This is a genomic window from Mesorhizobium sp. CA12, assembly GCF_020165255.1.
GTDB lineage: Bacteria > Pseudomonadota > Alphaproteobacteria > Rhizobiales > Rhizobiaceae > Mesorhizobium.
Window position 1 is genome coordinate 77,268 of sequence record NZ_JAIUHT010000003.1, and the last position, 21,659, is coordinate 98,926.

A 21,659-nucleotide genomic window follows, 5' to 3' on the forward strand; every position below is an offset into this window, starting at 1 on the left:
TAGCGTCGGCCGCAAATCAGAGGTGGGACACGAAGATAGCCATCGGACCCATCCGACAAACGCTAGATCCGACCGGTGGTGGCAGCCCGATGTCGAGCCAGGACGTTCCGCTGATCTCAGTGATCACGCCAACCCATAACCGTCGCAGCCAGGTCGTGCGCGCGGTGGAAAGCGTTCTGGCGCAGACACTTACCCGCTTCGAGCACATTGTGGTCGACGACGGTTCGACCGACGGGACGGCCGCTGCGCTCGCCGAAATCCGCGACCCGAGGCTGATTTATGTCGGCGCCAAATGGCGCGGCGCAAATGCCGCGCGCAATGCGGGCATCGAGCGCGCGCGGGCGCGGGTCGTGACGTTTCTCGATTCGGACGATGTCTACCTGCCCGACCGGCTGGAACGGACGCTGGCGCGCTTCGACCAGAACTCCTCGCTCGAAGTCCTCATCAGCTCGTTCGTATCGCTGAAGGGCGGCCGCAGCACCAAATGCATCAATCGCGACGCCTTCCTCGACAAGAGCACGCTGCAGCGCGCCCTGGTCTCGCAGACCATCTTCATTGCCGGCTCGGCGATCACCGCAAGGCGCGAGTCGCTGCTCGCGATCGGCGGCTATGACAGCGACATCACGCGCATGCAGGATCGCGAATTGCTGCTGCGCTTTGCCCAACGCGGCGGCGCCTTGCTGTCCGAGGACATCGACTGGAAGAAGTACAATTCGGAGAATTCGATCTCAGGCCGCCGCGATGGCTATGTCGAGGCCTATGCCAGTCTGATCGACAAGCATCCTTATATCGCCGACCGCTATCCCGACGTTCCGCCTTACATGATAGCGCGCCAGATCATCGCCGATATCCTCAAGGGCAGGTTGCCGCAGGCGTTTTCGGGCTATCATGCCAACCGGGCGTCCAAGTCGCTCGGCTACTCGCCCGCCGAACTCTTGCGCGGCTATGTCGTCGGCCGCCGCTGGCGGCGCGACTGCTATGATGAGTTCCGCGCCAAATACGGCGCCCGGGCGGTCTGAGAACCCCACGACGGCTATCTGTCGAGTTCCGGGAAATAAGGATCGGAAAACCGCTGCCGCAGGCGCTCGCCCAGCAGGCAATCGACCGGCATCGCATCCTCGACGTGGAAGGATCTGGCGCCTGTCAGGCCGCTGACTTCCTGGACCAGCTTGCGGCGGACGGCGGTGGAGAATTCGGACGCCGCGTAGATCGGCAGCACGAACGAACCGGCTCCTCCGGTCACGCAGTCGGCGTAGTAGCGGTCGAGACGGCCGACACTAGGCGACGGACTGATCAGTATAGGCAGGCCGTTGATGACGACACCCCTAGCAACGGCGGCGTCACGGGCTGCGGTGACGGGCAGCCCGGTATTGTTGGGCCCGTCTCCCGATATGTCGATGACGCGGCGTGGCGCCGAAAAGCCGGTTCTCTCCAGGAGCCCGGCGCCGAAGCCGAGGGCGCCCGAGATCGAGGTGCCTCGGAAGCTGCGGAACGGCCGCGTGGCGATCTTGTCGGCGAAGGCGTTGGCGCTGTCCTCGCCGTCGATGATCTGCCAGGCAATGGCCCCGTCCTCGCGCACGACGCCCGCCCATTCGAAATAGGCGAGCGCTATGCGGCCATTTGGACCCGCGCGTACGGCGTTGATGAAGTCGGGATGGCGTAGCGCTTCGACATAGCCGGCGCGCTGCAGGGCGAGTTCACGCTGGTCCATCGACTGCGAGATGTCGACGGCAAGCACAAGTTCCACGTCCACCGGCGCGCCTTTGCCCGGCATCGGCAATGGCGCCGCCTCGGCGCAGGCAAGGCACACAAGCAGGCCGAGCATCGCAAGCATGGCAGCCTCGAACGACCCGGCGGATTTTCCCGGCGATCGCGGCGAAAATAAAGCTATTTCTTCCCCTGGCGGGCAGCGATGGGTGGCGGCTCGATCGCGCCGGCGCGGACACGGGCCGGCTTCAAAGCCGGTGCGCCGGTATCCTTCACGATATTCAGCGCGCGCGGGAAGAACTGGGTGTTGTGCTGGCCCCGCCCGATATTGATGATTGCGGTTTCGGGCAGGCGCTTCTGCAGCATGGCCAGCACCCGCCGCAACGTCGGCCCGTCGAACGCATCCAGAGCTTCGTCGATGATTACCCATTTCGGCTTGCGCAAGGCGAGCCTGGCGAAAGCCAGCGCCCGTTGTTCGTCATCGCCGAGTTCGCGTTCCCATCGCCTGGGACGATCAAGGATGGTTACCAGTGGATCGAGGCCGACCTCGCCAAGCACCGCCGCGATCTCGGCATCGCTGGCCGGGGCCTCGCCGTTCGGATGATCGAGCACCTCGCGCAGCGTGCCGGTCGGGAAATAGGGCACGCGCGGCACGAAGATGGGGGTCTCGCCGGCCGGCAGGCCGATCCGCCCGCTCCCCCACGGCCACAGGCCGGCAAGGGCGCGGAAGAACAATGTCTTGCCGGCGCCCGGCTCACCGGTGATCATGACGCGCTCGCCGGCGTGGATTTCGACATCCGTCTGGGCAAGCTTGGTGCAGCCTTCCGGCGAAGCCACCTGAAGCGTGTCGAAGGTCAGGCTGCCATTGGCGTTTTCGCCGAACTGGATGTGTTTTTCCGTATCATGCAGCGCGTCGGTTTCGGTGAGCGCGATGCGGAAATCGGCCACGCGCATCAGAGTCGCGCGCCAGTCGGCTATGCTGCCGATGTTGTTGATGAACCAGCGCAGGGAAGAATGAACCTGGTTGAAGGCGCCGACCGCCATCATCAACCCGCCGAATGAGATGTCGCCCGAGAAATAGACCGGCGAAGCCACCAGGATAGGCGCCACCACCGTTATCCAGCCATAGGTGTCGGTCACCCAGGCCAGGTTGATCTGGGCGGCGAAGATGCGCCGCATGGCGCCCAGCACCGTGCCGAGATCGAGCTCGAGCCGGCGCCTGGCGTCTGGTTCGCCATGATAGAGCGCGATCGCATCGACATTCTCGTTGACCCGCACCATGGAGGAGCGCAGCTCCGCCTCGCGGGTGTAGCGCTCGCTGTTGAGGCCGATCAGCGGACGCCCGACCAGCCAGCTCAGCCACGAGGCGATGCCGGCATAGAGGAACGCGGCCCAGACCATGTAGCCCGGTATCTCCAGCGAATGGCCGCCGACATGGAACACGAAGCCGGAAGACAGCTCCCACAGCACGCCGATGAAGGAGACAAGCAGAATGAACGACTGCAGCAGGCCGACGCCCAGATCCGTCGACAGATCCGACAAATGAGCGGCATCCTGCTGCATGCGCTGGTCGGGATTGACGCCGATGGCGCCGGCATTGGCAAGTCGGAAGGCCCGCGCCGGGCGCATCCATTGATCGATCAGGTCAAGCGTCAGCGCCTCGCGCAGCCTCAGACGGATCATCTGGTTGAGCCAGGTCTGGCCGATATTGAGCACCAGAAGCCCGCCGGCGATCATCGCAAAGACCAGAAGCTGGTGCAGGAAGGCCGTCATGTCGCGCCGGGCCAGCGCGTCGTAGAAAGGCTGGTTCCAGCGATTGAGCAGGACCTGTCCGACCGAGGTTGCGACGATGACCGCGACGATACCGATGGAGACCCAGGCAAGTTGCCTACGCACCGGCGAGGATTTCAACCCCAGCTTGATCGTCGCCACCTGGTCGGCGAGGCTGCTCGCCTCTACCGAGACAACGGGTTTCTGCGGCCCCGGCTTTTTATTGGTCTGGTCGTCCATGAAGAATATTCCTGGTTTCCGCTTCGGTCATGAATACCGCGCCGAGCGAGCATGCCTTAGCTCGGGCATGCCTCAGATAGGGTGACGATTGCCGCGCGATGCAAGGCGCGGCGATCACGAACGCGTCACTTGGCCAGGCGCGGCATCAGCCGCACGCCGGCCAAGCCGCGTTGCCCCCTGCGGCGAGAAGACCGGCACGAAGACGCGGCGAGAGGCACGCTGCGCGACCGGCACGCCCTGGTAGAGCCGCTTCTGCGCCTCGACGACGATGACGCCGGAAAAGATCGGCCAGAACCGCCGGCCGGCCTTCTCCAGCACATTGTGGAAGCGCATCATGAAACGCCGCGGCGACGGCGGGAAGAACAGCGCATCGCTCCATGTCGCCGGGGTGAAATTCGCCTCCCGCAGCAGCTCGGTCAACTGGCCACGCGAGAACGGCCGGCCATTGCCGAAGGGCGTGTGCTCGAACCGCGCCCAGACGCCGCGCCGGTTGGGCACAACGATGACCACACGCCCGGCCGGCGACAGCACCCGCCAGATCTCGTTCAGCGTCTCGCGCGGGTTTTCGGCATGTTCGAGCGAATGCACCAAAAGCACGCGGTCGATGCAGGAATCAACCAGCGGCAGCTCCTCGTCGAAGACCAGCGCCGTCGCCGTCGGCCCCGACACCGGCCACACCACCGCGCCTTGCGTTGCCGGCATGAAGGCGAAGACGCGCTCGGCATCGGTGCCGAAGCGTTCCAGCCATGGCAGCGCATAGCCGAGGCCGACCAGCCGCTCATTGGGAACGGTCGCCCATACGGACGACAGCGCCATGGTGATCGAATGCTCGGCCAGGCGCCCGAGCGTGGTCGAATAGAAGGAACGCAGGTCGACGATATCCGAATGCATGCGCGCGACGGTAGCCGCGAAGGGGCCCAAGTTCAACAAAGGCGGAAAGTTCAACAAAGGCGTCTAGTTCAACAAACCCGGATGACATCGGCGGCCGGCCGCCCTATGTCTGCGACGACAAAGGGAGACATGCGATGCCGGTCGAAATCGAGCAGTTCATGTGCCGCACCGACAATTTCGGCGTGCTGGTCCACGATCCGAAAAGCGGACAGACGGCTATCATCGACGCGCCGGAAGAAGCGCCGATCCTGGCGGCGATCAAGCGCACCGGCTGGACGCCGACATTGATCCTCACCACGCACCATCATGCTGATCATGTCGAAGCCAATCTGGCGCTGAAGGAACGCTTCAAATTGCGCATCGTCGGCCCGGAAGCGGAGAAGGCGAAGATCCCCGGCATCGACGAGACGGTCAGCCGAGGCTCGGTCGTGGTCCTTGGCGAGGAACGCATCGAGGTCATCGAGACGCCTGGCCATACCGCCGGCCACGTCTCCTACTATCTGCCTGCCTCGAAAGTGGCCTTCACCGCCGATACGCTGTTTGCGCTGGGTTGCGGCCGCCTGTTCGAATGCAAGCCGCCGGTCATGTATGACTCTTTGAAGAAGCTGGCGGCGCTGCCGGCGCAAACCGCCATCTATTGCGGCCACGAATACACCTTGGCCAATGCCCGTTTCGCGGTGACGGTCGACCCGACCAACTCGGCGCTGAAGCAGCGCGCGGCGAGGATCGAAGCGCTGCGCGCCGACAACAAGCCGACATTGCCGACGACCATCGGAGAGGAACTGTCGACCAACCCGTTCCTGCGTTGGCACGACCCGGCGATCCGTAAGCATCTCGGCATGGAGAGAGCCTCGGACGTAGAGGTGTTTGCCGAGATCCGCAAGCGCAAGGACAATTTTTAGTTCCACCGCATGTCGACCAAAAGGCTCGACGTTCGTCGCAGCAAAGACCGCCAATGACCAGCGCCGCCGAGATCATCGCAACGCTAGGCCTCAAGCCGCATCCCGAGGGCGGCTGGTACGCCGAGACCTTTCGCGACGCCGCAGGCGGCCCGCGCGGTCATTCGACCGCGATCTATTTCCTGCTCGAGCACGGCCAGCTTTCGGCCTGGCACCGGGTGAAGGACGCGGCCGAGGTCTGGCATTTTTATGCCGGAGCGCCGCTGGCGCTGTCGATGCATGAGGAAGGCGCAGGCGCCGTCATCGAGCAGGTGCTTGGCACGGCGCTTACCGCCGGCGAGCGGCCGCAGATCGTCGTGCCGGCCGGCTGGTGGCAGTCGGCGCGCAGCCTGGGCGAGTGGACGCTGGTCGGCTGCACCGTGGCGCCGGGCTTCGATTTCGCCGCTTTCGAGCTGGCCGAGCCGGGCTGGCAGCCGGCTAGACTAGGCGAGTAGAAGTCCCAGCGTGATCGCCAACTGGGCGGCATAGTAAAGCACCCAGACCGCATGGCGCATCCAGACGCGATGCGGCGAGATCGCCGCGAGCAGGAAGCGCTCGGTTGCCAGCAGCCCGTCCGAGGCGATGAACAGCACCGCGCCGGCGATTACCCAGGGAGCATTGGTCGTGAGCGCCGAAATGCCCATGGCGAGGATCGCCGCGACATAGACGGCGACCGGCGCGCGCAGTTGCGGGCCGACGCGGCGCCAGAGCGCGGCAAGCATGACGATGCTGAATGCGGCCATGGCCAAGGCGATCGCGCCGCGCCAGAGTTCGGCGCTCAACAGGCCGAGCCCGCCGCCTGCCTGCGAAAACAGCGCGACATAGGCGATATGACCGGCGAGAAAGCTCGCCAGCCCGCCGAGAAAGGCCTTTTCGCCGTCGCGCGACAGGAAGGCGTCGCCGATGGCGCTGAGTGCCAGCGCCGCGACCAGCAGCAGCGGACCGCCCTGCATGGCGGCAAGCACGGCCAGCAAAGCCACGGCAAGCGTCTTTGCCGCCGTGCGCGTCCACTTCGGCGGCATGTCGAGCGCAAAGGCGTAGATCACGGCCGCGACGAACGAGAACAAAAGCGTCGCGTTGGCGTTGGCCTCGATGCCGCCGGAAAACGGCATCATGCGTTGACCTCCTTGGCCGCCGGCTTGCGCATCAGCAGCGACTTCGCCGCGAGCGCGGCGCCGCCGGTGATGAGCACGCAGGCCGCGAGGATGCGCAGCGACGGCTCGGCGACGCCGGCGGCGATCAGCACCAGCGTCGACAGAAGCGGCGCGGCGTAGCTCGCGGCGCCCAGCACCTGGATGTTGCCGCGCTTGACGCCGATATCCCAGGCATAGAAGGCCGCGCCCACCGGCATCAGGCCGAGCCCGATGACGGCCAGCCATTGTCCGAGGCTGTCCGGCAGCACCGTCTTCTCAAGCAGCAGATGGCAGGCCAGCGACAGCGCCGACGTCGCCGCGCAGAACCAGGTGACGATCGAGGTCGGCACCGACGGAAAGCGCCGCGACAAGAGCGAATATGACGACCACAACAGCGCGCAGACGGCCGCCATCGCATAGCCGAAGGCGTAGCGCGCGTCGAAGGCCAGCCCGCCGCCCTTGGTGACGATCAGGAAGGTGCCGGCAAGGCCGAGCAGCGCCCCGACGACATGGTTCCAGGCAAGCCGCTCGCCCGGCATCAGCGCCGAGCCGAGCACGATCAGCAGCGGCCACAAATAGGCGATCAGGCTCGCCTCGACCGCCGGCGCATTGCGCAGCGCCGTGAAGTAGAAGAAATGATAACCGAACAGCCCGGCAATGCCGATCACCCAGACTTGGCGAGGGATCTTCCGGCCCCGGTCGGAAGCCGGCATCACCAGCCGCGCCACGAGCCCGACGCAGGTGCCGATGGCGAAGGTGATGGCCGACAACAGGAAGGGTGGCACCTGTCCGGAAGCGTTGGTGAGCAGCGCCAGCAGCGCCCACATGGCGACCGCCGAAAACCCGATCAGTGTTGCGCGCCCCATATTTCCCCCGCCGGCGCGCGATGGCGCCTGTCCTAATTTACCGCTTCGAACCGTCTCGCGCTGATGGTCAGCGGACCAATCTGGGTCCCGACCGTGGCGCGGATCGGCGCATATATGCCGGATTGGCCGAGCGGTGCAAACGTCACCAGCATGCGGCTCTTGTTCTTCAGGAAATTCAAGGCCTTGCGGCCCTTGCGATAGCCCGCCACCGGCTCGAAGCCCATTTTGCAGGTCACCGTGTCGCCCTTGTAACCCGGCACCGAGATCGACCCCTTAGAGGCATAGGTCAAGGTCAGGTCGGCGCGCATCTCGCCATCGTAGAACTTGACCGTGCGTCCGCAGACCCTGTCCAGGCTGTCGGCATGGATGACGGTCGCGGCCATCGGATCGAGCACCGATTTCAGGTCGCTGTCGCCCAGCGGCACCCAGCTCTTCGGATCGCGCTTCTTTGGCGCGGGAACGACTTGCGTGGAGGTGACGGTGCCGTTGTTGAAGCGGATATCGACCATCGAGGCCTTCTTGCCCGACGTATAGTCGGCCCGGAATGCGTGCGGTTGCATCTGCTTACCGGAAATGGTGCCTTTCGAGGAAATCGTGCCTTTCGTGTCGTCGAACAACTTGCCGAGGCCGGCGGCCGAGACGGTGCCGTCAATGGCATAGGTGTCGCCTTGGTATCGGCTGGAGAAAGTCGCCCTGGCGATCGAAAGGCCGAGAAACGACACCGTATACTCGCCCTTGAACGACTGCGGCGGCGCAGCGGCGAAGCTCGTTGCCGGCACGGCAACGGCAAGCAGGGCGGCGAATGCATGAGAAGGACGGAGCATGGCGGCTGGCTGATCCCTGGCGGTTCGGCCGGAACGCAGCGGCTCCAGCCTGGCAGATCCCTTCGCGATGGGCTTATACTGTGAAATCCGGCCTTTATATGGAGCGTGCCTGACAGCGGGGCGCGTGCCGGAGCTTGACGCAGTGGTGAAATGCCACTATGGAACGCCAACTTTTCCAAAGGCCGCCTGACCGAGACCGCGCGCCGCCCGGCGCGGGCAGAATGGTTTGGCAGGCTTAGAACTGAGGTTAGACAAGATGTCCCGCACCTGCGAACTCACTGCCAAGGCAGTCCAGACTGGCAATAATGTGAGCCACGCCAACAACAAGACCAAGCGTCGCTTCCTGCCGAATCTGGTCAATGTGACGCTGATTTCCGAAGCGCTGAACCAGAATGTTCGCCTGCGCATTTCGGCCAACGCGCTGCGTTCGGTCGAGCACCGCGGCGGCCTCGACGCCTTCCTGGCCAAGGCCGACGTCAAGGAATTGTCGCAGCGCGCCCGTCTGCTCAAGAAGCAGATCGCCAAGAAGCTGGCCGAGCAGTCGGCCGCTTAAACCAGCAGCTTTTAGGCGGGGGACGACCGCCTCGAGCCCCGGCCAGACCGGTGCTCGAAACAGGAGCGAGCGTCGGCATGACGCTCGGCTGGTTCCATTACCCAGGATAAAAAAATGTATTTCCTGACGCGATATTTGCCCTTCGTGGCCGCCATGGCGCTTGTCGTCGTGGCGTCGAACATCCTCGTGCAGTTCCCGATGCAGGGCCAAGTCGGTGGCCTGTCGTTGGCGGACCTGCTGACCTGGGGCGCCTTCACCTATCCTTTCTCCTTCCTGGTCACCGACCTCGCCAACCGCCGCTATGGGCCGGCCGTGGCGCGCAAGGTGGTGTTCGTCGGCTTCATGACCGCGGTGACCTGCTCGATCCTGATTCCGCCTTTCCTGTTCCGTCATGGGCTGATCGAGTTCGAAACCGCCGCCGACCGGCTGGTGCGCATCGCCGGCGCTTCCGGCGCTGCCTTCCTCGCCGCGCAATTGCTGGACGTTACCGTCTTCAACCGGCTGCGCCGGCAGAGCTGGTGGCGCGCGCCGATCGTCGGCACGCTGGTCGGCTCCATCTTCGACACCGTCGTCTTCTTCGGCGTCGCCTTCTCCGCCGCCTTCGCTTTTGCCGGCCCCAACGACAGCTTCGCGCTGGAGACCGCGCCGCTGATGGGCGTGCTGCCGGTCGAGACGATGCGCTGGGTCTCCTGGGCGCTCGGCGACCTTTCGGTCAAGCTGATCATCGCTGTCGTGGCGCTGATCCCCTACCGGCTACTCGCCGCCCGCTGGAGCCAGCCGGCGGCCGCGTTCTAGGCCATGAACCCAGCAAGTGGAATCAGGCCGTGATCCCCTGGGTTCAGCTTGACTCCGCCCGCACGCCCGATGGCGGCCAGGAGCTGCGCCTGAAGCGGCGCGGCGCTGAATTCTCGATCATGCTCGGCACCAACGAGCTGATGAACAGCCGCCTCAGCGGTTCCGAGGAAGCGCTGGCCAGGCTTTCCTGTCAGCGTATCGCCGGACGCGAGCGGCCAAGCATCCTTATCGGCGGGCTCGGCATGGGCTTCACCTTGCGCGCTGCTCTCGCCGCGCTCAATGGCGATGCTGCCGTCACCGTGGCCGAGCTCGTCCCCGCGGTCGTCGCCTGGGCACGCGGTCCCATGGCGGAAATCTTCGGCGGCTGTCTCGATGATCCCCGCGTCACCATTCGCGAGGCCGATGTCGGCCAGGTGATAGGGGCGGAGAAAGCCGTCTGGGACGCGATCCTGCTCGACGTCGACAATGGTCCCGAAGGCATCGTCCACAAGGGCAACGATGCGCTCTATGGCGCCGCCGGCCTTGCGGCCGCGCGCACCGCGTTGAGGCCCGGCGGCGTGCTGGCGGTCTGGTCGCAGGGGCCGGACAGCGGCTTCACCCGGCGGCTGAAACAGGCCGGCTTCGTGGTCGAGGAGATCAACACGCGGGCCAACGGCAAGCGCGGCGCCCGCCACGTCGTCTGGATCGCAACCAACCAGGGCTGACGCTTTCAGCTACAGCCGCGGCGGCTTTACGCTTTGTTACGCCCGATCGTGCAGGATCGCGAAAATTCTCCAGAGTGGTCCGCCATTTCACGGAAACGGCGGACCACTCTATCTCTTTGTTTTGACGCAATTCCTGACGGAAAACCGTGGCACATTTTTCCTGGAATTGCTCTAGGACATCGCGACCAGCATGACCATGCCGGGCACCGGTTGGAAAAACGACCTTCTGCTTGCGCTGTGCGCCACGCTGGTGGTGCTGACGATCAACGCCGTTTCCGGTTTTCCGACCCTTGGCGACTATGGCGCCGATAATGACAGCATGCTGCGGCTGGTCGAGGTTCGCGACCTGCTAGGCGGCCAAAGCTGGTTCGATCTCCACCAATACAGGATGGGCATCTCGGGCGGCTTCGTCATGCATTGGTCGCGGCTTGTCGATACGCCGCTCGCGCTGATCATCATGGCCTTCGATGCGCTGGGCGCCAGCACGGCCACGGCCGAGCGAGCCGCGCAGATCATCTGGCCGACCCTCCTCTACGGACTGACTATATTCGTGCTGATGCGCGCCTCGCAGCGCTTCGCCGCTGCGAATGTCGCGATGCCGGCAGTCATTCTGTCGACGGCGGCGCTTTTCTACCTGGTGATCTACAGCCCGGGCGTGATCGATCACCACAATGTCCAGCTGCTTCTGACGGCGGCCGGCCTCTGGCTTCTGATGGAAGCACCCTCCTGGCGGCCCGCGGCCCTTCTGTCGGGCATTTGCGCCGGCCTGACGCTCGCGGTCGGCATGGAGACGGCTCCCTATGTGGCGGTGCTCGGCATCTGCGCCGCTGTCCTGTTCATCCTCGACGACAAGGAGCGCGGCACGGCACGAGGCTTTGGCATCGGATTTGCCGGCATCGCCTCCCTGGTCTTCGTGGCGACCATCCGGCCCGCCGACTGGGGCGTGGCCCAATGCGACGCCTTCTCCTCCTTCCAGTTCGCCGTGGCCGCATTGTCCGGCTTCGGCCTCGTGATCGCCAGTACCTTTGCCGCATCGAGCCGCCGGGCGCGGCTGGTTTCGATGCTGGCGCTGATGGCGGCGGTCGCGGTCGTTGTGGTCGTGTTCTTCCCGCAATGCCTGGCATCGCCCTATGCGGGCATGGACGAACGTATCCGCACCTATTGGCTGGCCGACGTGGTCGAAGCGCAGCCCTTCTGGAGCGTCGCCATCCACCAGCCGAAGCTGATGGCGGCGCGCTATGTGACGCCTTTCATCGCGATCCTGCTGGTCGGCTTTCAGCTGCGAAGCCGTCGCCTGCGCCGCGAGGAAACGCTCGCCGCCATCCTGCTCGTCGTCGCCTTCGGCGTCAGCCTATGGCAGGTGCGCGGCTCGACTTTCTCCGTCGCCTTCGCCGTGCTCCCGCTCTCGGCCTGGATCGCGAGAATCCGCCTGCGGGCGGACGCCGCGCCCTCATGGCGCCTTTCCACCGGCATTGTCATGGCGTGGCTGGTCTCGCTCAACGCGACCTGGGCCGGGGTCGCGGTAGCGGCGCAGTCCGTGGTTCGGCAGGCGCCACAGCGGGTTAATTCCGACCCCGACCATGCCGTGACCTGCGGCAAGCCGGGCGACTTCCACGATCTTGCTGCGATGCCCGCGACGACGGTGCTTGCCTCGTCCAATCTCGGCTCGGGAATATTGGCGTTCACCGGCCATCGGGCGCTGGCCGGCCCTTACCACCGCAATGTCGGCGGCAATCTCGCCATGCTCGACGCGTTCATGGGGACGCCGGACGCCGCCCGCGCCGTCATCGAACGCGAGCATGTCGGGCTGGTCGCGATCTGCCGCGGCAACACGGAAGAGATATCGCTGGCTCTGGACGCGCCGAAGGGCCTTGTCGCGGCGTTGCTGCGGGGCGACCTGCCTGAGTGGCTCGAACTGGACCAGTCTACCGCGGGAAAGCCGATCGAGATCTACAAGGTTCGTTGAATATCGGCCCGCGGCCATATCAGCATCGTCGACAGCGCCCTTCGCAATACGCCTGCTCTTCGCTGATGCAATTTCACTGCGTGATTTAGAAAACCGCTATCCAAATCAGTTCCGTGGATCGTTGCAATCCAGCCCGTGCTTTGGTTAGCATCTCGTTTAGGCGGCGATATATGTATTCAAGAAATTTGGATTCGGGGTTTTAGCTTGGGGAGAAGACATCCATGTCGGCCATAGAGGGCGCGGCGGCGCCAGCATCAGCCACACAAACGCTGCAGCATGTTGTCTCTCACATGGTGGACGCCGTGAACCGCGCCGCGTTTGTGGAAAAGCCTTTCTGGCATCTGGAAATGACCGATGTTTTCCCGGCGGACCTTTATCGGCGCATGCGCGCCGCCATGCCGGAGGCGCGCGAATATCGTGCGCTCAAGGGACGCAACAATGTGAATATCAAGGCTGACGGCACCGCAACGCGGATCAAGATCGACCTCTACCCCGAATACATCCGCCATCTGCCGCAGGAGAAGCGGGCGATTTGGTCCCTGGTTGGCAAGGCATTGCATGCGCCGCAGCTGAAGGACGCATTCATGCGCCGCCTTGCCCCGGGCTTGGAGCGCCGGTTCGGCTCGGACTTCATGAAGGTCGGCATGTATCCGGTGCCGATGCTGACGCGCGACGTGGCGGGCTACAAGATCGGCTTCCACACCGACACGAAATGGAAAGGGATCACGGTCCAGTTCTACCTGCCGGAGGACGACTCGATCAACCATATCGGCACCCGCTTCGCCGAGCGCATGCCGGATGGGCGTTTCGAGAATTCGCACCGGATGTCGTTTTCGCCGAACACCGGCTACGCCTTTGCGGTCGGCACCGACACCTGGCACGCGGTCGACACCGTCGGACCGGAAGTCCGTACCCGCGACAGCATCCTTCATACCTATTTCGTGGACAACACCGCGACGCTCAAGATCCGCAACCGGAGCAAGCGCGCGGCAAATTTCGTGATGAACGAAGTCCGTCACGTCGGCCGGTAATCTCTCGGCGCCCACCGTCGGCACGGCTGAATCCATGCCGGCCAGCCGTCGTCAATCCTGGTGCAGGATGAATTCCAGGTAGAGGTTGCGCTGCAGGATCGAATGGTTGTCGTCGGATATCAGCGACACCATCAGCGCGCCATCCTCGCGGGTCCAGACATCCAGCCCTTCCATATTGTCGATCTGGTAGCCCATATCGGCCTCCATCAGCACCGGCCCGTCGGCGACCGCGCCCTTCTCGACGCTTTCGCCATAGATGCGCCGCAGCCGCATTTTCACCCCGCGCGCGATCGAAAAACTGCGCTCCAGCAGCAACAGGTCGCCATCCGGCAGGAAGGCACCGTCGGTTATGTCGAAATCGCTATCGCGCTTCACGGTGAAGACGCCCTTATGCGGCCCCTCGATGATGGCGGCGTAGACGTTGCCGGCTTCATCGAGGCTCCTCTCCGAGACCACGACCAGGCCGCCCGCGTGCTGCCCATAAGGATTGGCATGGGTGACGGTCTCGAAGCCGCGGTTCTGGCGCAGCTCCCGGGCGGGGATCTGGTAATCGAGCTGCCGGATCGGCGCTTTCATATTGTCGGGATCGATCCTGAACTGGGCGACGCGCTGGTCGCGCTCAAAGCCGACGGTGGCGATACCGTCCCTGACCGCGAGCCCCTCAGCGTCGACCTTCCATTTCCGGTCGATCGGCCGGCCCGAAGCGTCGACCATCTGCTGCATGCGGAAGTTCGAAACGCCCGACGGACGTCGGTCGGCGTCATGCGTGATCGTGCCGAAGAACCAGAAGCCGGTGTCGGCGACACCGATGAAGTCGCTGCCCGACCTCAGGAAGCGAAACGCCGACAGCGCGCCGAAATCGCGCGCCGGCGAGGTCATCTCCAGCCCGCCGACGAATTCGAGCAGCCCGAACCGCGTCTCTTCATGGCCGACATGGAACTGGCTGATCGGCCGCGCCGAAACCTCGATCGTCTCGACGAGAGCTCCCGTGGCGGCTATGGCCGGCGAAGCACAGGCCAGCATGCAGGCGAAAAGTGTCCGCCGCGCACGCCGCCCCGAAAAGATCATCCGGCGCGCCGCAAGCCGCCGCGCCGGGTGTCGCGCGCGCTTTCCTCGCCGAACAGCGAGGCGAGCTGCTCGGTCATGGCGCCGGCCAGTTCCTCGGCATCGACGATGGTGACGGCGCGGCGATAATAGCGCGTGACGTCGTGGCCGATACCGATGGCCAAAAGCTCGACCGGCGAGCGCGTCTCGATCAGCTCGATGACCGCCCTAAGATGCCGCTCCAGATAATTGCCCGGATTGACCGAAAGCGTGGAGTCGTCGACCGGCGCGCCGTCCGAGATCATCATCAGGATCTTGCGCTGCTCGGGCCGGCCGATCAGCCGGTTATGCGCCCAAAGCAGCGCCTCGCCGTCGATGTTTTCCTTGAGCAGGCCCTCGCGCATCATCAGCCCGAGATTGCGCCGCGCGCGCCGCCACGGATGATCGGCGGATTTGTAGATGATGTGGCGCAGGTCGTTGAGTCGGCCGGGATTAGGCGGCTTGCCGTCCTTCAGCCACTTCTCGCGCGCCTGCCCGCCTTTCCACGCCCGCGTGGTGAAGCCGAGGATTTCCACCGAAACGCCGCAGCGCTCCAGTGTGCGCGCCAGGATGTCGGCGCAGGTCGCGGCGACGGTGATCGGCCGGCCGCGCATGGAGCCCGAATTGTCGAGCACCAGCGACACCACCGTGTCGCGGAACTTGGTGTCGCGCTCCTGCTTGAATGACAGCGGCTGCATCGGGTCGATGACCACGCGCACCAGGCGGGCCGGATCGAGATAGCCTTCTTCCAGGTCGAAATCCCAGGAGCGGTTCTGCTGCGCCATCAGCCGGCGCTGCAGCCGGTTGGCGAGCCTGCCGACGACGCCGGAAAGATTGGCAAGCTGCTTGTCGAGGAAGGCGCGCAGCCGGTCGAGCTCCTCTTCCTCGCACAGCTCCTCGGCGCCTACCGTCTCGTCGAAGGCTGTGGTGAAGACCTTGTAGTCGATCTCTTTCGGCAGGTTCAGGAACGGGTTGTCGTTGCGCTTGGCCTCGCCCGGCGTCTCGGCGTCGGCGTCGTCCTCATCGGACAGGTCGTCGGAGGTGGCGTCGGTCGCTTCGGTCTCGGCCGACTCTTCGTCGTCGGCGGAGGCTTCGGCATCTTCCGACTGCGACTGCTCGGAGCCTGAATCCTCCTCGCCGCCTTCCTCGCTCTGTTCCTCGCCCTGCTGCTCGTTCTCTTCGTTTTCCTCCGAGTCGTCGGTTTCCTGGTCTTCGCCGAGTTGCTCGGCCATCTCCATGGAAACCAGCATGTCGCGCACGACACGGGCAAAGGCCTGCTGGTCCTCGAGCTTGGCCGACAGGCCGTCCAGGTCGCTGCTCGCCTTTTCCTCGATCCAGGGGCGCCAGAGATCGACCAGCCGCTCGCCGCTCTTCGGCACGGAACGTCCGGTGAGCTTCTCGCGCACCATCAGCGCAATCGCTTCCTCGAGCGGCGCGTCCGCCTTGTCCCTGACGTCGACGAGGTTCGCCTTGGCGTATTTGTCCTCAAGCATCGAGCCGATATTGTCGGCCACGCCCTGCATGGCGCGGCTACCGATCGCCTCGACGCGCGCCTGCTCGACGGCGTCGAAGATGGAACGCGCCAGCTTGCCTTCCGGCGCCAGCCTGTTGTGGATGCGCTGATCGTGACAGGCGCGCTTCAGCGCCATGGAATCGCCCAGGCCGCGCGTGATCGCAATGTCGTTGCGGGACGCTTTCTTCGGCAGCTCGGGCAGGCGCGCGCGGTTGCCGGCCAAAGCCGGCCGGTCCTTGGCAAAACCGACCTCGAGGTCCTTGTCGCCGGCGACGGCGCGCATGCACACGGTCACCGCGCGCTTGAAGCTGTCGGCTTCAGACCCGTTCTTCGGCTTGTTGCGCGTGTTGTCGCCTGGACCCGCCATGATCATTCCCTGCGCGATTCATGCTGAAAGGCTGGAGGCCTTTTCAGCCGCGCGCCTACCCCAGCACCACGTTGGCGGCGCTCTCCGGCAGATCCTCGCCGAAGGCGCGCTGGTAGAACTCGGCCACCACAGAACGCTCGAGCTCGTCGCACTTGTTGAGGAAGGTCAGCCGGAACGCCATGCCGATGTCGCCGAAAATCTCGGCGTTCTCGGCCCAGGTGATGACGGTGCGCGGGCTCATCACGGTCGACAGGTCGCCGTTGATGAAGGCCGAACGCGTCATGTCGGCGACGCGCACCATCTTGTTGACGATGTCCTTGCCCTTGCTGTCGCGATAGTGCTTGGCCTTGGCCAGCACGATATTCACTTCATTGTCGTGCGGCAGGTAATTGAGCGTGGTGACGATCGACCAGCGGTCCATCTGCGCCTGGTTGATCTGCTGCGTACCGTGATAGAGGCCTGTGGTGTCGCCGAGGCCGACCGTGTTGGCGGTGGCGAACAGCCGGAATGCAGGGTGCGGGCGGATGACCCGGCTCTGGTCGAGCAGGGTCAGGCGGCCCGACGATTCCAGCACGCGCTGGATGACGAACATCACGTCCGGCCGGCCGGCATCATATTCGTCGAAGCAGAGCGCCACATTGTGCTGATAGGCCCAGGGCAGGATGCCGTCGCGGAATTCGGTGACCTGCAGCCCCTCCTTGACGACGATGGCGTCCTTGCCGACGAGGTCGATGCGGCTGACATGGCTGTCGAGGTTGACGCGCACGCAGGGCCAGTTGAGCCGCGCTGCGACCTGCTCGATATGCGTCGACTTGCCGGTGCCGTGATAACCCGACACCATGACGCGGCGGTTGTAGGCAAAGCCGGCGAGGATCGCCAGTGTCGTCGCCTTGTCGAACAGATAGTCGGGGTCGATGTCCGGCACATGCTCCGTCGCCGCCGAATAGGCGGGAACGATCATCTTGGAATCGAAGCCGAATTTCTCCTTCACCGGCACGGTCGTGTCGGGCAGGTTGGCGATGTCGCGATCGACCTTGTTCATCACTATCAACGTCTCCACGGGCGAAACGCCGCGTTTCGCCGGCAATCGATTTTGTCCGGGGGCGGTCTTAGAGCCTTTTCCAACCATATGAAAGTTGGAAAAACGACTTGGTACCGTGGGGCCGCTCAGCACAATCCTGCTTGCTTGAGCACGCGATAGGCCTGCAGCACATCGCGGAACCGGTCTTCCGAACCTCTGTCGCCACCATTCGCATCCGGATGGTGGCGCTTAACGAGTTCCTTATAGCGCGCCTTGATGTCCTGACCAGTCGCCTTTGTGTCAAGGCCAAGCGTTTCCAGCGCCTTGGCCTCAAGTGGCTTTGCCTTGCGCTCGCGCGGCTCGCGTGCTCCGCCGCTGAACAGGTTGAAGGGATCGCGCATGCGGTTGTAGTAGCCGGCCCGGCCCGAACGCTGCTGCGCGAAATCCGGCGCCGAGCGCGTCCCGCCGCCATTGGCGCCCATGCGCCATGTCGGCCTGTGGCCGGTCAGCGCCTCCTTCTGGAAGCGGGCGATCTCTGTGTCCGACACGCCGGAGAAGTAGTTGAAGCCCTTGTTGTATTCGCGCACATGGTCGAAGCAGAAGCGAAAATACTCGCCCTCCTTGAGGCGCCCGACCGGCGCGCGATGCGTGCCGGCTTCGTTGCAGCCGTCCCACTGGCAGATCGGGGCGCGCGACTTCAGCTCCGCGTCCTTCTCCGGCCGAATTCGAATTTTCTCGAAATATTTGGGGTACGCTTTCATCTCACCCATTTATGGGCTGTTCGCATGTGCGAAACAAGAATTGACATTTCGCCGATGATCGCCCTAACCGCTGAATCGCGGCTTAAAAGCGGTCGAAATTCAAGATTTTGCGGCTATGCCGCAGATGTGGGGAAGGGAAACCCGGATGTCCATACAGTCGACAATCGAAAACAAGCTGAAAGCGGTATTTTCGCCCGAACGGCTAGCGGTCATCAATGAGAGCCACCTTCACGCCGGGCATCATCACGTCGAGTCCGGCCACCACGCGACGTTCGACGGCGGCGGCGAGACGCATTTTCGCGTTCGCATCGTTTCGCCGAGCTTTGCCGGCATGGCTCGCATCGAGCGCCACCGTGCCGTCAACGAATTGCTCGCGGACGAACTGAAGGCCGGCGTGCATGCGCTGGCGATCGAGCCGGCGGCACCCGGCGAGAAGACGCGCTGGTAAGCTCTCAGCCGACGCTCGCCTTGAGGAAGGCCAATACAGCCGCGGTCAAGGCGTCGCCGTCCTGGCCGAAATCGCGATTGATCGACATATGCGTATAGGCGCTGCCATCGAACAGCGTGACCTTGGCGCCGGTGGCGCGCAGGCGTTCCGCGAAAGCCTTCGACGCCTCGCCTCGCCCGGGCGCGCGCGAATAGGCGATGAAGGTCGGCGGATGTTTCCTGCCGTCGACATGGGTCGACGGCGATAGCGCCGCCCATTGTGTCGGGTCGGGAAAGGCACGCGCATAGGCGCCCATCATGCCGCCATTCCTGGAAAGCGCCGCAAGATCATAGGCCCTGGTATCGTCCAGGATCAGCGCGGCGACACCGGGCAACCCGCCGCGCATGCCGGTCAGCGCGATCAGATGGCACCCGGCCGAATGGCCCATGCCGACGATGCGACTGGGATCGCCGCCGTATCGGGCAATGTTGGCGCGCACATAGCCGTAGGCCTTTTCGACGTCGCCGGCCTGGGTGGCGACATCGGCTTCCGGCAGCATGCGGTAATCGATCGAGACGAACACGAAGCCATTGGCGAGCAGGAAGTCCGGCTTTGAGCCGACCTGGCCGCGTTTGCCGAACCGCCAGGCGCCGCCATGGACAAAGAAAACCACCGGCAGGTTGTTTGCGCCGTCCGGCGCGTAGATATCGAGCTTGGCCGGACCGTAATCGATGGTTTGCGGTGCCTGCCGGCCCGGACGCCTGGCGGCTGACGCACCTGCCGGCAGCAGCGCCCCCAGGCATGCCGCGATGAAGCCGCGTCGATCGATCATCGTCATCTCCGGCCAGGTTGCGGCGCAGGCGCGCCGCGCACCTCGATTGGATCAATAATGACAACTTGTGGGCAGCAAACCAAATCAGGACCTTGAAGCTCCGCCGGCAATCACCACGTATTTCTCGGGCGAGCATTTTCGGCCGCGTCGGGTATCCCCCGGGTCAATGCCAGATTGCATGCGCTATCCTTCATGTGAAGGGAACAAAGAGTGCTTTCCGGCAGTTGATGCAGCGATGAGCCGATTGGCAGCCCACCGGCTCCGAGGCAAAGCACCATGCGCGAGAACCAATCAGACGTCTTCGATCTGTTTTCGGAGATTTATTCCAACGCGGCTCAGGAAGAGATCAGCCTGCAGCAATATCTCCTGGCCTGCCGCGAAGACAAATCCATGTATGCGTCGGCGCCCGAACGCATGGTCGAGGCGATCGGTGAGCCGAACCTGGTCGACACCAGCAAGGACGAGCGGCTCGGCCGCATTTTCTCCAACCGCACCATCAAGGTCTATCCCTCCTTCTCCGATTTCTACGGAATGGAGGATACGATCGAGCGCATCGCCGGATATTTCCGCTATGCCTCGCAGGGCCTCGAGGAGCGCAAGCAGATCCTCTATCTCCTCGGCCCGGTCGGCGGCGGCAAATCCTCACTGGCCGAACGGCTGAAGAAGTTGATGGAGGAGCGCCCGATCTACACGCTCAAGGTCGGCAATAAGATCAGCCCGGTCTTCGAATCGCCGCTCGGCCTTTTCCATCCCGATCGCATGGGCGATCTGCTGGAGGATAAATACGGCATCGCCCGCCGCCGCCTGAACGGACTGATTTCGCCCTGGGCGGCCAAGCGCCTCGACGAACTGTCGGGCGACATCTCCAAATTCAGCGTGGTCAAGCTGATGCCGTCGCGGCTGCGCCAGATCGCCATCGCCAAGACCGAGCCCGGCGACGAGAACAACCAGGATGTCTCGGCCCTGGTCGGCAAGGTCGACATCAGGCAGTTGGAGCACTTCAGCCAGTCCGACCCGGACGCCTACTCCTACAGCGGCGGCCTCAACCGGACCACGCAAGGGCTGCTCGAATTCGTCGAGATGTTCAAGGCGCCCATCAAGGTCCTGCACCCATTGCTGACGGCAACCCAGGAAGGCAGCTACAACGGCACCGAGAATTTCGGTGCCTTCCCCTATCAGGGCATCGTCGTGGCCCATTCCAACGAATCGGAATGGCAGCAGTTCAAGAACAACAAGAACAATGAAGCCTTCCTCGACCGCATCCTCGTGGTCAAGGTTCCCTATTGCCTCCGTGTTACCGAGGAGAGGCACATTTACGAGAAGCTGCTGCGCGAGAGCGAGCTGGCAAACAGCCCATGCGCGCCCGAAGTGCTGGACATTCTCAGCCGCTTCACCGTCTCGACCCGCCTTGCCGAGCACGAGAACTCACCGCTCTACACCAAGATGCGCGCCTATGACGGCGAGAACCTCAAGGAGATCGACCCCAAGGCCAAGTCGGTCCAGGAATATCGCGACGCCGCCGGCGTCGACGAGGGCATGACCGGGGTCAGCACGCGCTTTGCCTTCAAGATCCTGTCGCAGACGTTCAACTACGACACCAAGGAGGTAGCGGCCGATCCCGTGCACCTGATGTACATCCTCGAGGAGGCCATCAAGCGCGAGCAATTCCCGAAGGAAACGGAGGCCGCCTTCCTCGAATTCATCAAGTCGGAACTCGCGACGCGCTATGCCGAGTTCATCGGCCATGAGATCCAGAAGGCCTATCTGGAGTCCTACAGCGAGTACGGTCAGAACCTCTTCGACCGTTACATCGCCTATGCCGACGCCTGGATCGAGGATCAGGACTACAAGGACCCCGACACCGGCCAGATCCTCAACCGCGAGGTGCTGGACAAGGAATTGTCGCAGGTCGAAAAACCGGCCGGCATCGCCAACCCCAAGGACTTCCGCAACGAAGTGGTCAAATTCACCCTGCGTGCCCGGGCGCGCAACCACGGCCGCAATCCCTCCTGGACGAGCTATGAAAAGCTTCGCGAGGTCATCGAGAAGCGCATGTTCGGCCAGGTCGAGGACCTGCTGCCGGTGATCAGCTTCGGCTCCAAGCAGGACAGCGTCACGGAGAAGCGGCACAACGAATTCGTGCAGCGCATGGTGGAACGCGGCTACACCCAGCGGCAGGTTCGCCGGCTGGTCGACTGGTATATGCGCGTGAACAAGGCGGGTTGAGCAAAGCCGGG

At 64.0% G+C, this 21,659-nt stretch carries 21 protein-coding genes; 10 read left to right on the plus strand and 11 right to left on the minus strand.

Features of this window, described 5'->3' with window-relative positions:
- Nucleotides 1-89 precede the first annotated feature (89 nt).
- Nucleotides 90-1,019 carry a glycosyltransferase family 2 protein gene (locus LB520_RS06840; RefSeq protein WP_224636936.1) on the plus strand — a complete coding sequence of 310 codons (930 nt, stop codon included), beginning with the start codon at nt 90-92 and terminating at the stop codon, nt 1,017-1,019.
- A 14-nt stretch (nt 1,020-1,033) separates the two neighbouring features.
- Here the strand turns inward: LB520_RS06840 and LB520_RS06845 are convergent, their stop codons facing one another.
- From LB520_RS06845 to LB520_RS06855, 3 genes are all read right to left on the minus strand, one after another.
- Nucleotides 1,034-1,834, minus strand: coding sequence for a DUF1194 domain-containing protein (locus tag LB520_RS06845; RefSeq protein ID WP_224636937.1), 801 nt, complete (start codon nt 1,832-1,834; stop codon nt 1,034-1,036).
- A 53-nt stretch (nt 1,835-1,887) separates the two neighbouring features.
- Nucleotides 1,888-3,717, minus strand: coding sequence for an ABC transporter ATP-binding protein/permease (locus tag LB520_RS06850; protein ID WP_224636938.1), 1,830 nt, complete (start codon nt 3,715-3,717; stop codon nt 1,888-1,890).
- 114 nt (nt 3,718-3,831) lie between these two features.
- Entirely contained in the window at nt 3,832-4,608 is a 777-nt protein-coding gene (locus LB520_RS06855) for a class I SAM-dependent methyltransferase (protein WP_095767455.1), read from the minus strand.
- 134 nt (nt 4,609-4,742) lie between these two features.
- On the opposite strand from LB520_RS06855, the gene gloB reads away from it, so the two are divergent.
- Together gloB and LB520_RS06865 are read left to right on the plus strand one after the other, a co-directional pair.
- On the plus strand, nt 4,743-5,510 hold the full coding sequence (gene gloB / locus LB520_RS06860) for a hydroxyacylglutathione hydrolase (protein ID WP_224636940.1): 768 nt from the start codon (nt 4,743-4,745) through the stop codon (nt 5,508-5,510).
- Nucleotides 5,511-5,563: 53 nt separating this feature from the next.
- Nucleotides 5,564-6,001: a cupin domain-containing protein gene (locus LB520_RS06865; protein ID WP_224636941.1), complete on the plus strand. Its 438-nt coding sequence runs from the start codon at nt 5,564-5,566 to the stop codon at nt 5,999-6,001.
- Here LB520_RS06865 and LB520_RS06870 read toward each other — a convergent pair.
- The 3 genes from LB520_RS06870 to LB520_RS06880 are packed head-to-tail and all read right to left on the minus strand — an operon-like array spanning nt 5,990 to nt 8,369.
- Nucleotides 5,990-6,661 (minus strand): lysoplasmalogenase family protein, encoded by a 672-nt coding sequence (locus LB520_RS06870; protein ID WP_224636943.1) that lies wholly within the window; start codon nt 6,659-6,661, stop codon nt 5,990-5,992. The genes LB520_RS06865 and LB520_RS06870 overlap by 12 nt on opposite strands.
- Complete coding sequence (locus LB520_RS06875) at nt 6,658-7,545, minus strand: DMT family transporter (protein ID WP_095767451.1); 888 nt, start codon at nt 7,543-7,545, stop codon at nt 6,658-6,660. Before LB520_RS06875 ends, LB520_RS06870 begins: the two co-directional genes overlap by 4 nt.
- Before the next feature lie 32 nt (nt 7,546-7,577).
- Nucleotides 7,578-8,369, minus strand: a complete 792-nt coding sequence (locus LB520_RS06880; protein ID WP_224636945.1) for a DUF3108 domain-containing protein — start codon at nt 8,367-8,369, stop codon at nt 7,578-7,580.
- Nucleotides 8,370-8,625: 256 nt separating this feature from the next.
- Between LB520_RS06880 and rpmB the strand changes: the two genes are divergently transcribed.
- The 5 genes from rpmB to LB520_RS06905 all read left to right on the plus strand — a co-directional run bounded on the left by rpmB (nt 8,626) and on the right by LB520_RS06905 (nt 13,418).
- On the plus strand, nt 8,626-8,922 hold the full coding sequence (gene rpmB / locus LB520_RS06885; RefSeq protein ID WP_095767449.1) for a 50S ribosomal protein L28: 297 nt from the start codon (nt 8,626-8,628) through the stop codon (nt 8,920-8,922).
- A 114-nt stretch (nt 8,923-9,036) separates the two neighbouring features.
- A complete protein-coding gene (locus tag LB520_RS06890; RefSeq protein WP_224636947.1) occupies nt 9,037-9,717 on the plus strand; it encodes a queuosine precursor transporter in 681 nt (226 codons plus the stop codon).
- Nucleotides 9,718-9,746: 29 nt separating this feature from the next.
- Nucleotides 9,747-10,421 (plus strand): hypothetical protein, encoded by a 675-nt coding sequence (locus LB520_RS06895; RefSeq protein WP_224636949.1) that lies wholly within the window; start codon nt 9,747-9,749, stop codon nt 10,419-10,421.
- Nucleotides 10,422-10,611: 190 nt separating this feature from the next.
- Nucleotides 10,612-12,387 (plus strand): GtrA family protein, encoded by a 1,776-nt coding sequence (locus LB520_RS06900; protein WP_224636951.1) that lies wholly within the window; start codon nt 10,612-10,614, stop codon nt 12,385-12,387.
- Between the two features lie 221 nt (nt 12,388-12,608).
- Nucleotides 12,609-13,418 (plus strand): hypothetical protein, encoded by an 810-nt coding sequence (locus LB520_RS06905; RefSeq protein WP_224602385.1) that lies wholly within the window; start codon nt 12,609-12,611, stop codon nt 13,416-13,418.
- 51 nt (nt 13,419-13,469) lie between these two features.
- Here the strand turns inward: LB520_RS06905 and LB520_RS06910 are convergent, their stop codons facing one another.
- The 4 genes from LB520_RS06910 to LB520_RS06925 all read right to left on the minus strand — a co-directional run bounded on the left by LB520_RS06910 (nt 13,470) and on the right by LB520_RS06925 (nt 18,172).
- On the minus strand, nt 13,470-14,486 hold the full coding sequence (locus tag LB520_RS06910; RefSeq protein WP_224636953.1) for an esterase-like activity of phytase family protein: 1,017 nt from the start codon (nt 14,484-14,486) through the stop codon (nt 13,470-13,472).
- Nucleotides 14,483-16,381, minus strand: coding sequence for a cobaltochelatase subunit CobT (gene cobT / locus LB520_RS06915; protein WP_224609396.1), 1,899 nt, complete (start codon nt 16,379-16,381; stop codon nt 14,483-14,485). The genes LB520_RS06910 and cobT overlap by 4 nt, the downstream gene beginning before the upstream one ends.
- Before the next feature lie 55 nt (nt 16,382-16,436).
- Nucleotides 16,437-17,423 carry a cobaltochelatase subunit CobS gene (cobS, locus tag LB520_RS06920; protein ID WP_095767438.1) on the minus strand — a complete coding sequence of 329 codons (987 nt, stop codon included), beginning with the start codon at nt 17,421-17,423 and terminating at the stop codon, nt 16,437-16,439.
- Nucleotides 17,424-17,548: 125 nt separating this feature from the next.
- A complete protein-coding gene (locus LB520_RS06925; RefSeq protein WP_095767437.1) occupies nt 17,549-18,172 on the minus strand; it encodes a J domain-containing protein in 624 nt (207 codons plus the stop codon).
- A 136-nt stretch (nt 18,173-18,308) separates the two neighbouring features.
- On the opposite strand from LB520_RS06925, the gene LB520_RS06930 reads away from it, so the two are divergent.
- Entirely contained in the window at nt 18,309-18,611 is a 303-nt protein-coding gene (locus LB520_RS06930; protein ID WP_224636954.1) for a BolA family protein, read from the plus strand.
- A gap of 4 nt (nt 18,612-18,615) precedes the next feature.
- Here the strand turns inward: LB520_RS06930 and LB520_RS06935 are convergent, their stop codons facing one another.
- Nucleotides 18,616-19,422, minus strand: coding sequence for an alpha/beta hydrolase (locus LB520_RS06935; protein ID WP_224636955.1), 807 nt, complete (start codon nt 19,420-19,422; stop codon nt 18,616-18,618).
- Between the two features lie 276 nt (nt 19,423-19,698).
- Between LB520_RS06935 and LB520_RS06940 the strand changes: the two genes are divergently transcribed.
- Nucleotides 19,699-21,648 carry a PrkA family serine protein kinase gene (locus LB520_RS06940; protein WP_095767435.1) on the plus strand — a complete coding sequence of 650 codons (1,950 nt, stop codon included), beginning with the start codon at nt 19,699-19,701 and terminating at the stop codon, nt 21,646-21,648.
- The last annotated feature ends 11 nt before the right edge of the window (nt 21,649-21,659 follow it).

Excerpts from the sequence above, each read along its gene's own strand:
- LB520_RS06905 (WP_224602385.1), top strand. The coding sequence starts at position 12,609 with ATGTCGGCCATAGAGGGCGCGGCGGCGCCAGCATCAGCCACACAAACG.
- LB520_RS06870 (WP_224636943.1), bottom strand. The coding sequence starts at position 6,661 with ATGATGCCGTTTTCCGGCGGCATCGAGGCCAACGCCAACGCGACGCTT.
- gloB (WP_224636940.1), top strand. The coding sequence starts at position 4,743 with ATGCCGGTCGAAATCGAGCAGTTCATGTGCCGCACCGACAATTTCGGC.
- LB520_RS06935 (WP_224636955.1), bottom strand. The coding sequence starts at position 19,422 with ATGATCGATCGACGCGGCTTCATCGCGGCATGCCTGGGGGCGCTGCTG.
- LB520_RS06855 (WP_095767455.1), bottom strand. The coding sequence starts at position 4,608 with ATGCATTCGGATATCGTCGACCTGCGTTCCTTCTATTCGACCACGCTC.
- LB520_RS06940 (WP_095767435.1), top strand. The coding sequence starts at position 19,699 with ATGCGCGAGAACCAATCAGACGTCTTCGATCTGTTTTCGGAGATTTAT.
- cobS (WP_095767438.1), bottom strand. The coding sequence starts at position 17,423 with ATGAACAAGGTCGATCGCGACATCGCCAACCTGCCCGACACGACCGTG.
- LB520_RS06875 (WP_095767451.1), bottom strand. The coding sequence starts at position 7,545 with ATGGGGCGCGCAACACTGATCGGGTTTTCGGCGGTCGCCATGTGGGCG.
- LB520_RS06850 (WP_224636938.1), bottom strand. The coding sequence starts at position 3,717 with ATGGACGACCAGACCAATAAAAAGCCGGGGCCGCAGAAACCCGTTGTC.
- LB520_RS06845 (WP_224636937.1), bottom strand. The coding sequence starts at position 1,834 with ATGCTTGCGATGCTCGGCCTGCTTGTGTGCCTTGCCTGCGCCGAGGCG.
- LB520_RS06900 (WP_224636951.1), top strand. The coding sequence starts at position 10,612 with ATGACCATGCCGGGCACCGGTTGGAAAAACGACCTTCTGCTTGCGCTG.
- LB520_RS06840 (WP_224636936.1), top strand. The coding sequence starts at position 90 with ATGTCGAGCCAGGACGTTCCGCTGATCTCAGTGATCACGCCAACCCAT.
- LB520_RS06925 (WP_095767437.1), bottom strand. The coding sequence starts at position 18,172 with ATGGGTGAGATGAAAGCGTACCCCAAATATTTCGAGAAAATTCGAATT.
- LB520_RS06890 (WP_224636947.1), top strand. The coding sequence starts at position 9,037 with ATGTATTTCCTGACGCGATATTTGCCCTTCGTGGCCGCCATGGCGCTT.
- rpmB (WP_095767449.1), top strand. The coding sequence starts at position 8,626 with ATGTCCCGCACCTGCGAACTCACTGCCAAGGCAGTCCAGACTGGCAAT.
- LB520_RS06930 (WP_224636954.1), top strand. The coding sequence starts at position 18,309 with ATGTCCATACAGTCGACAATCGAAAACAAGCTGAAAGCGGTATTTTCG.
- LB520_RS06865 (WP_224636941.1), top strand. The coding sequence starts at position 5,564 with ATGACCAGCGCCGCCGAGATCATCGCAACGCTAGGCCTCAAGCCGCAT.
- cobT (WP_224609396.1), bottom strand. The coding sequence starts at position 16,381 with ATGGCGGGTCCAGGCGACAACACGCGCAACAAGCCGAAGAACGGGTCT.
- LB520_RS06910 (WP_224636953.1), bottom strand. The coding sequence starts at position 14,486 with ATGATCTTTTCGGGGCGGCGTGCGCGGCGGACACTTTTCGCCTGCATG.
- LB520_RS06880 (WP_224636945.1), bottom strand. The coding sequence starts at position 8,369 with ATGCTCCGTCCTTCTCATGCATTCGCCGCCCTGCTTGCCGTTGCCGTG.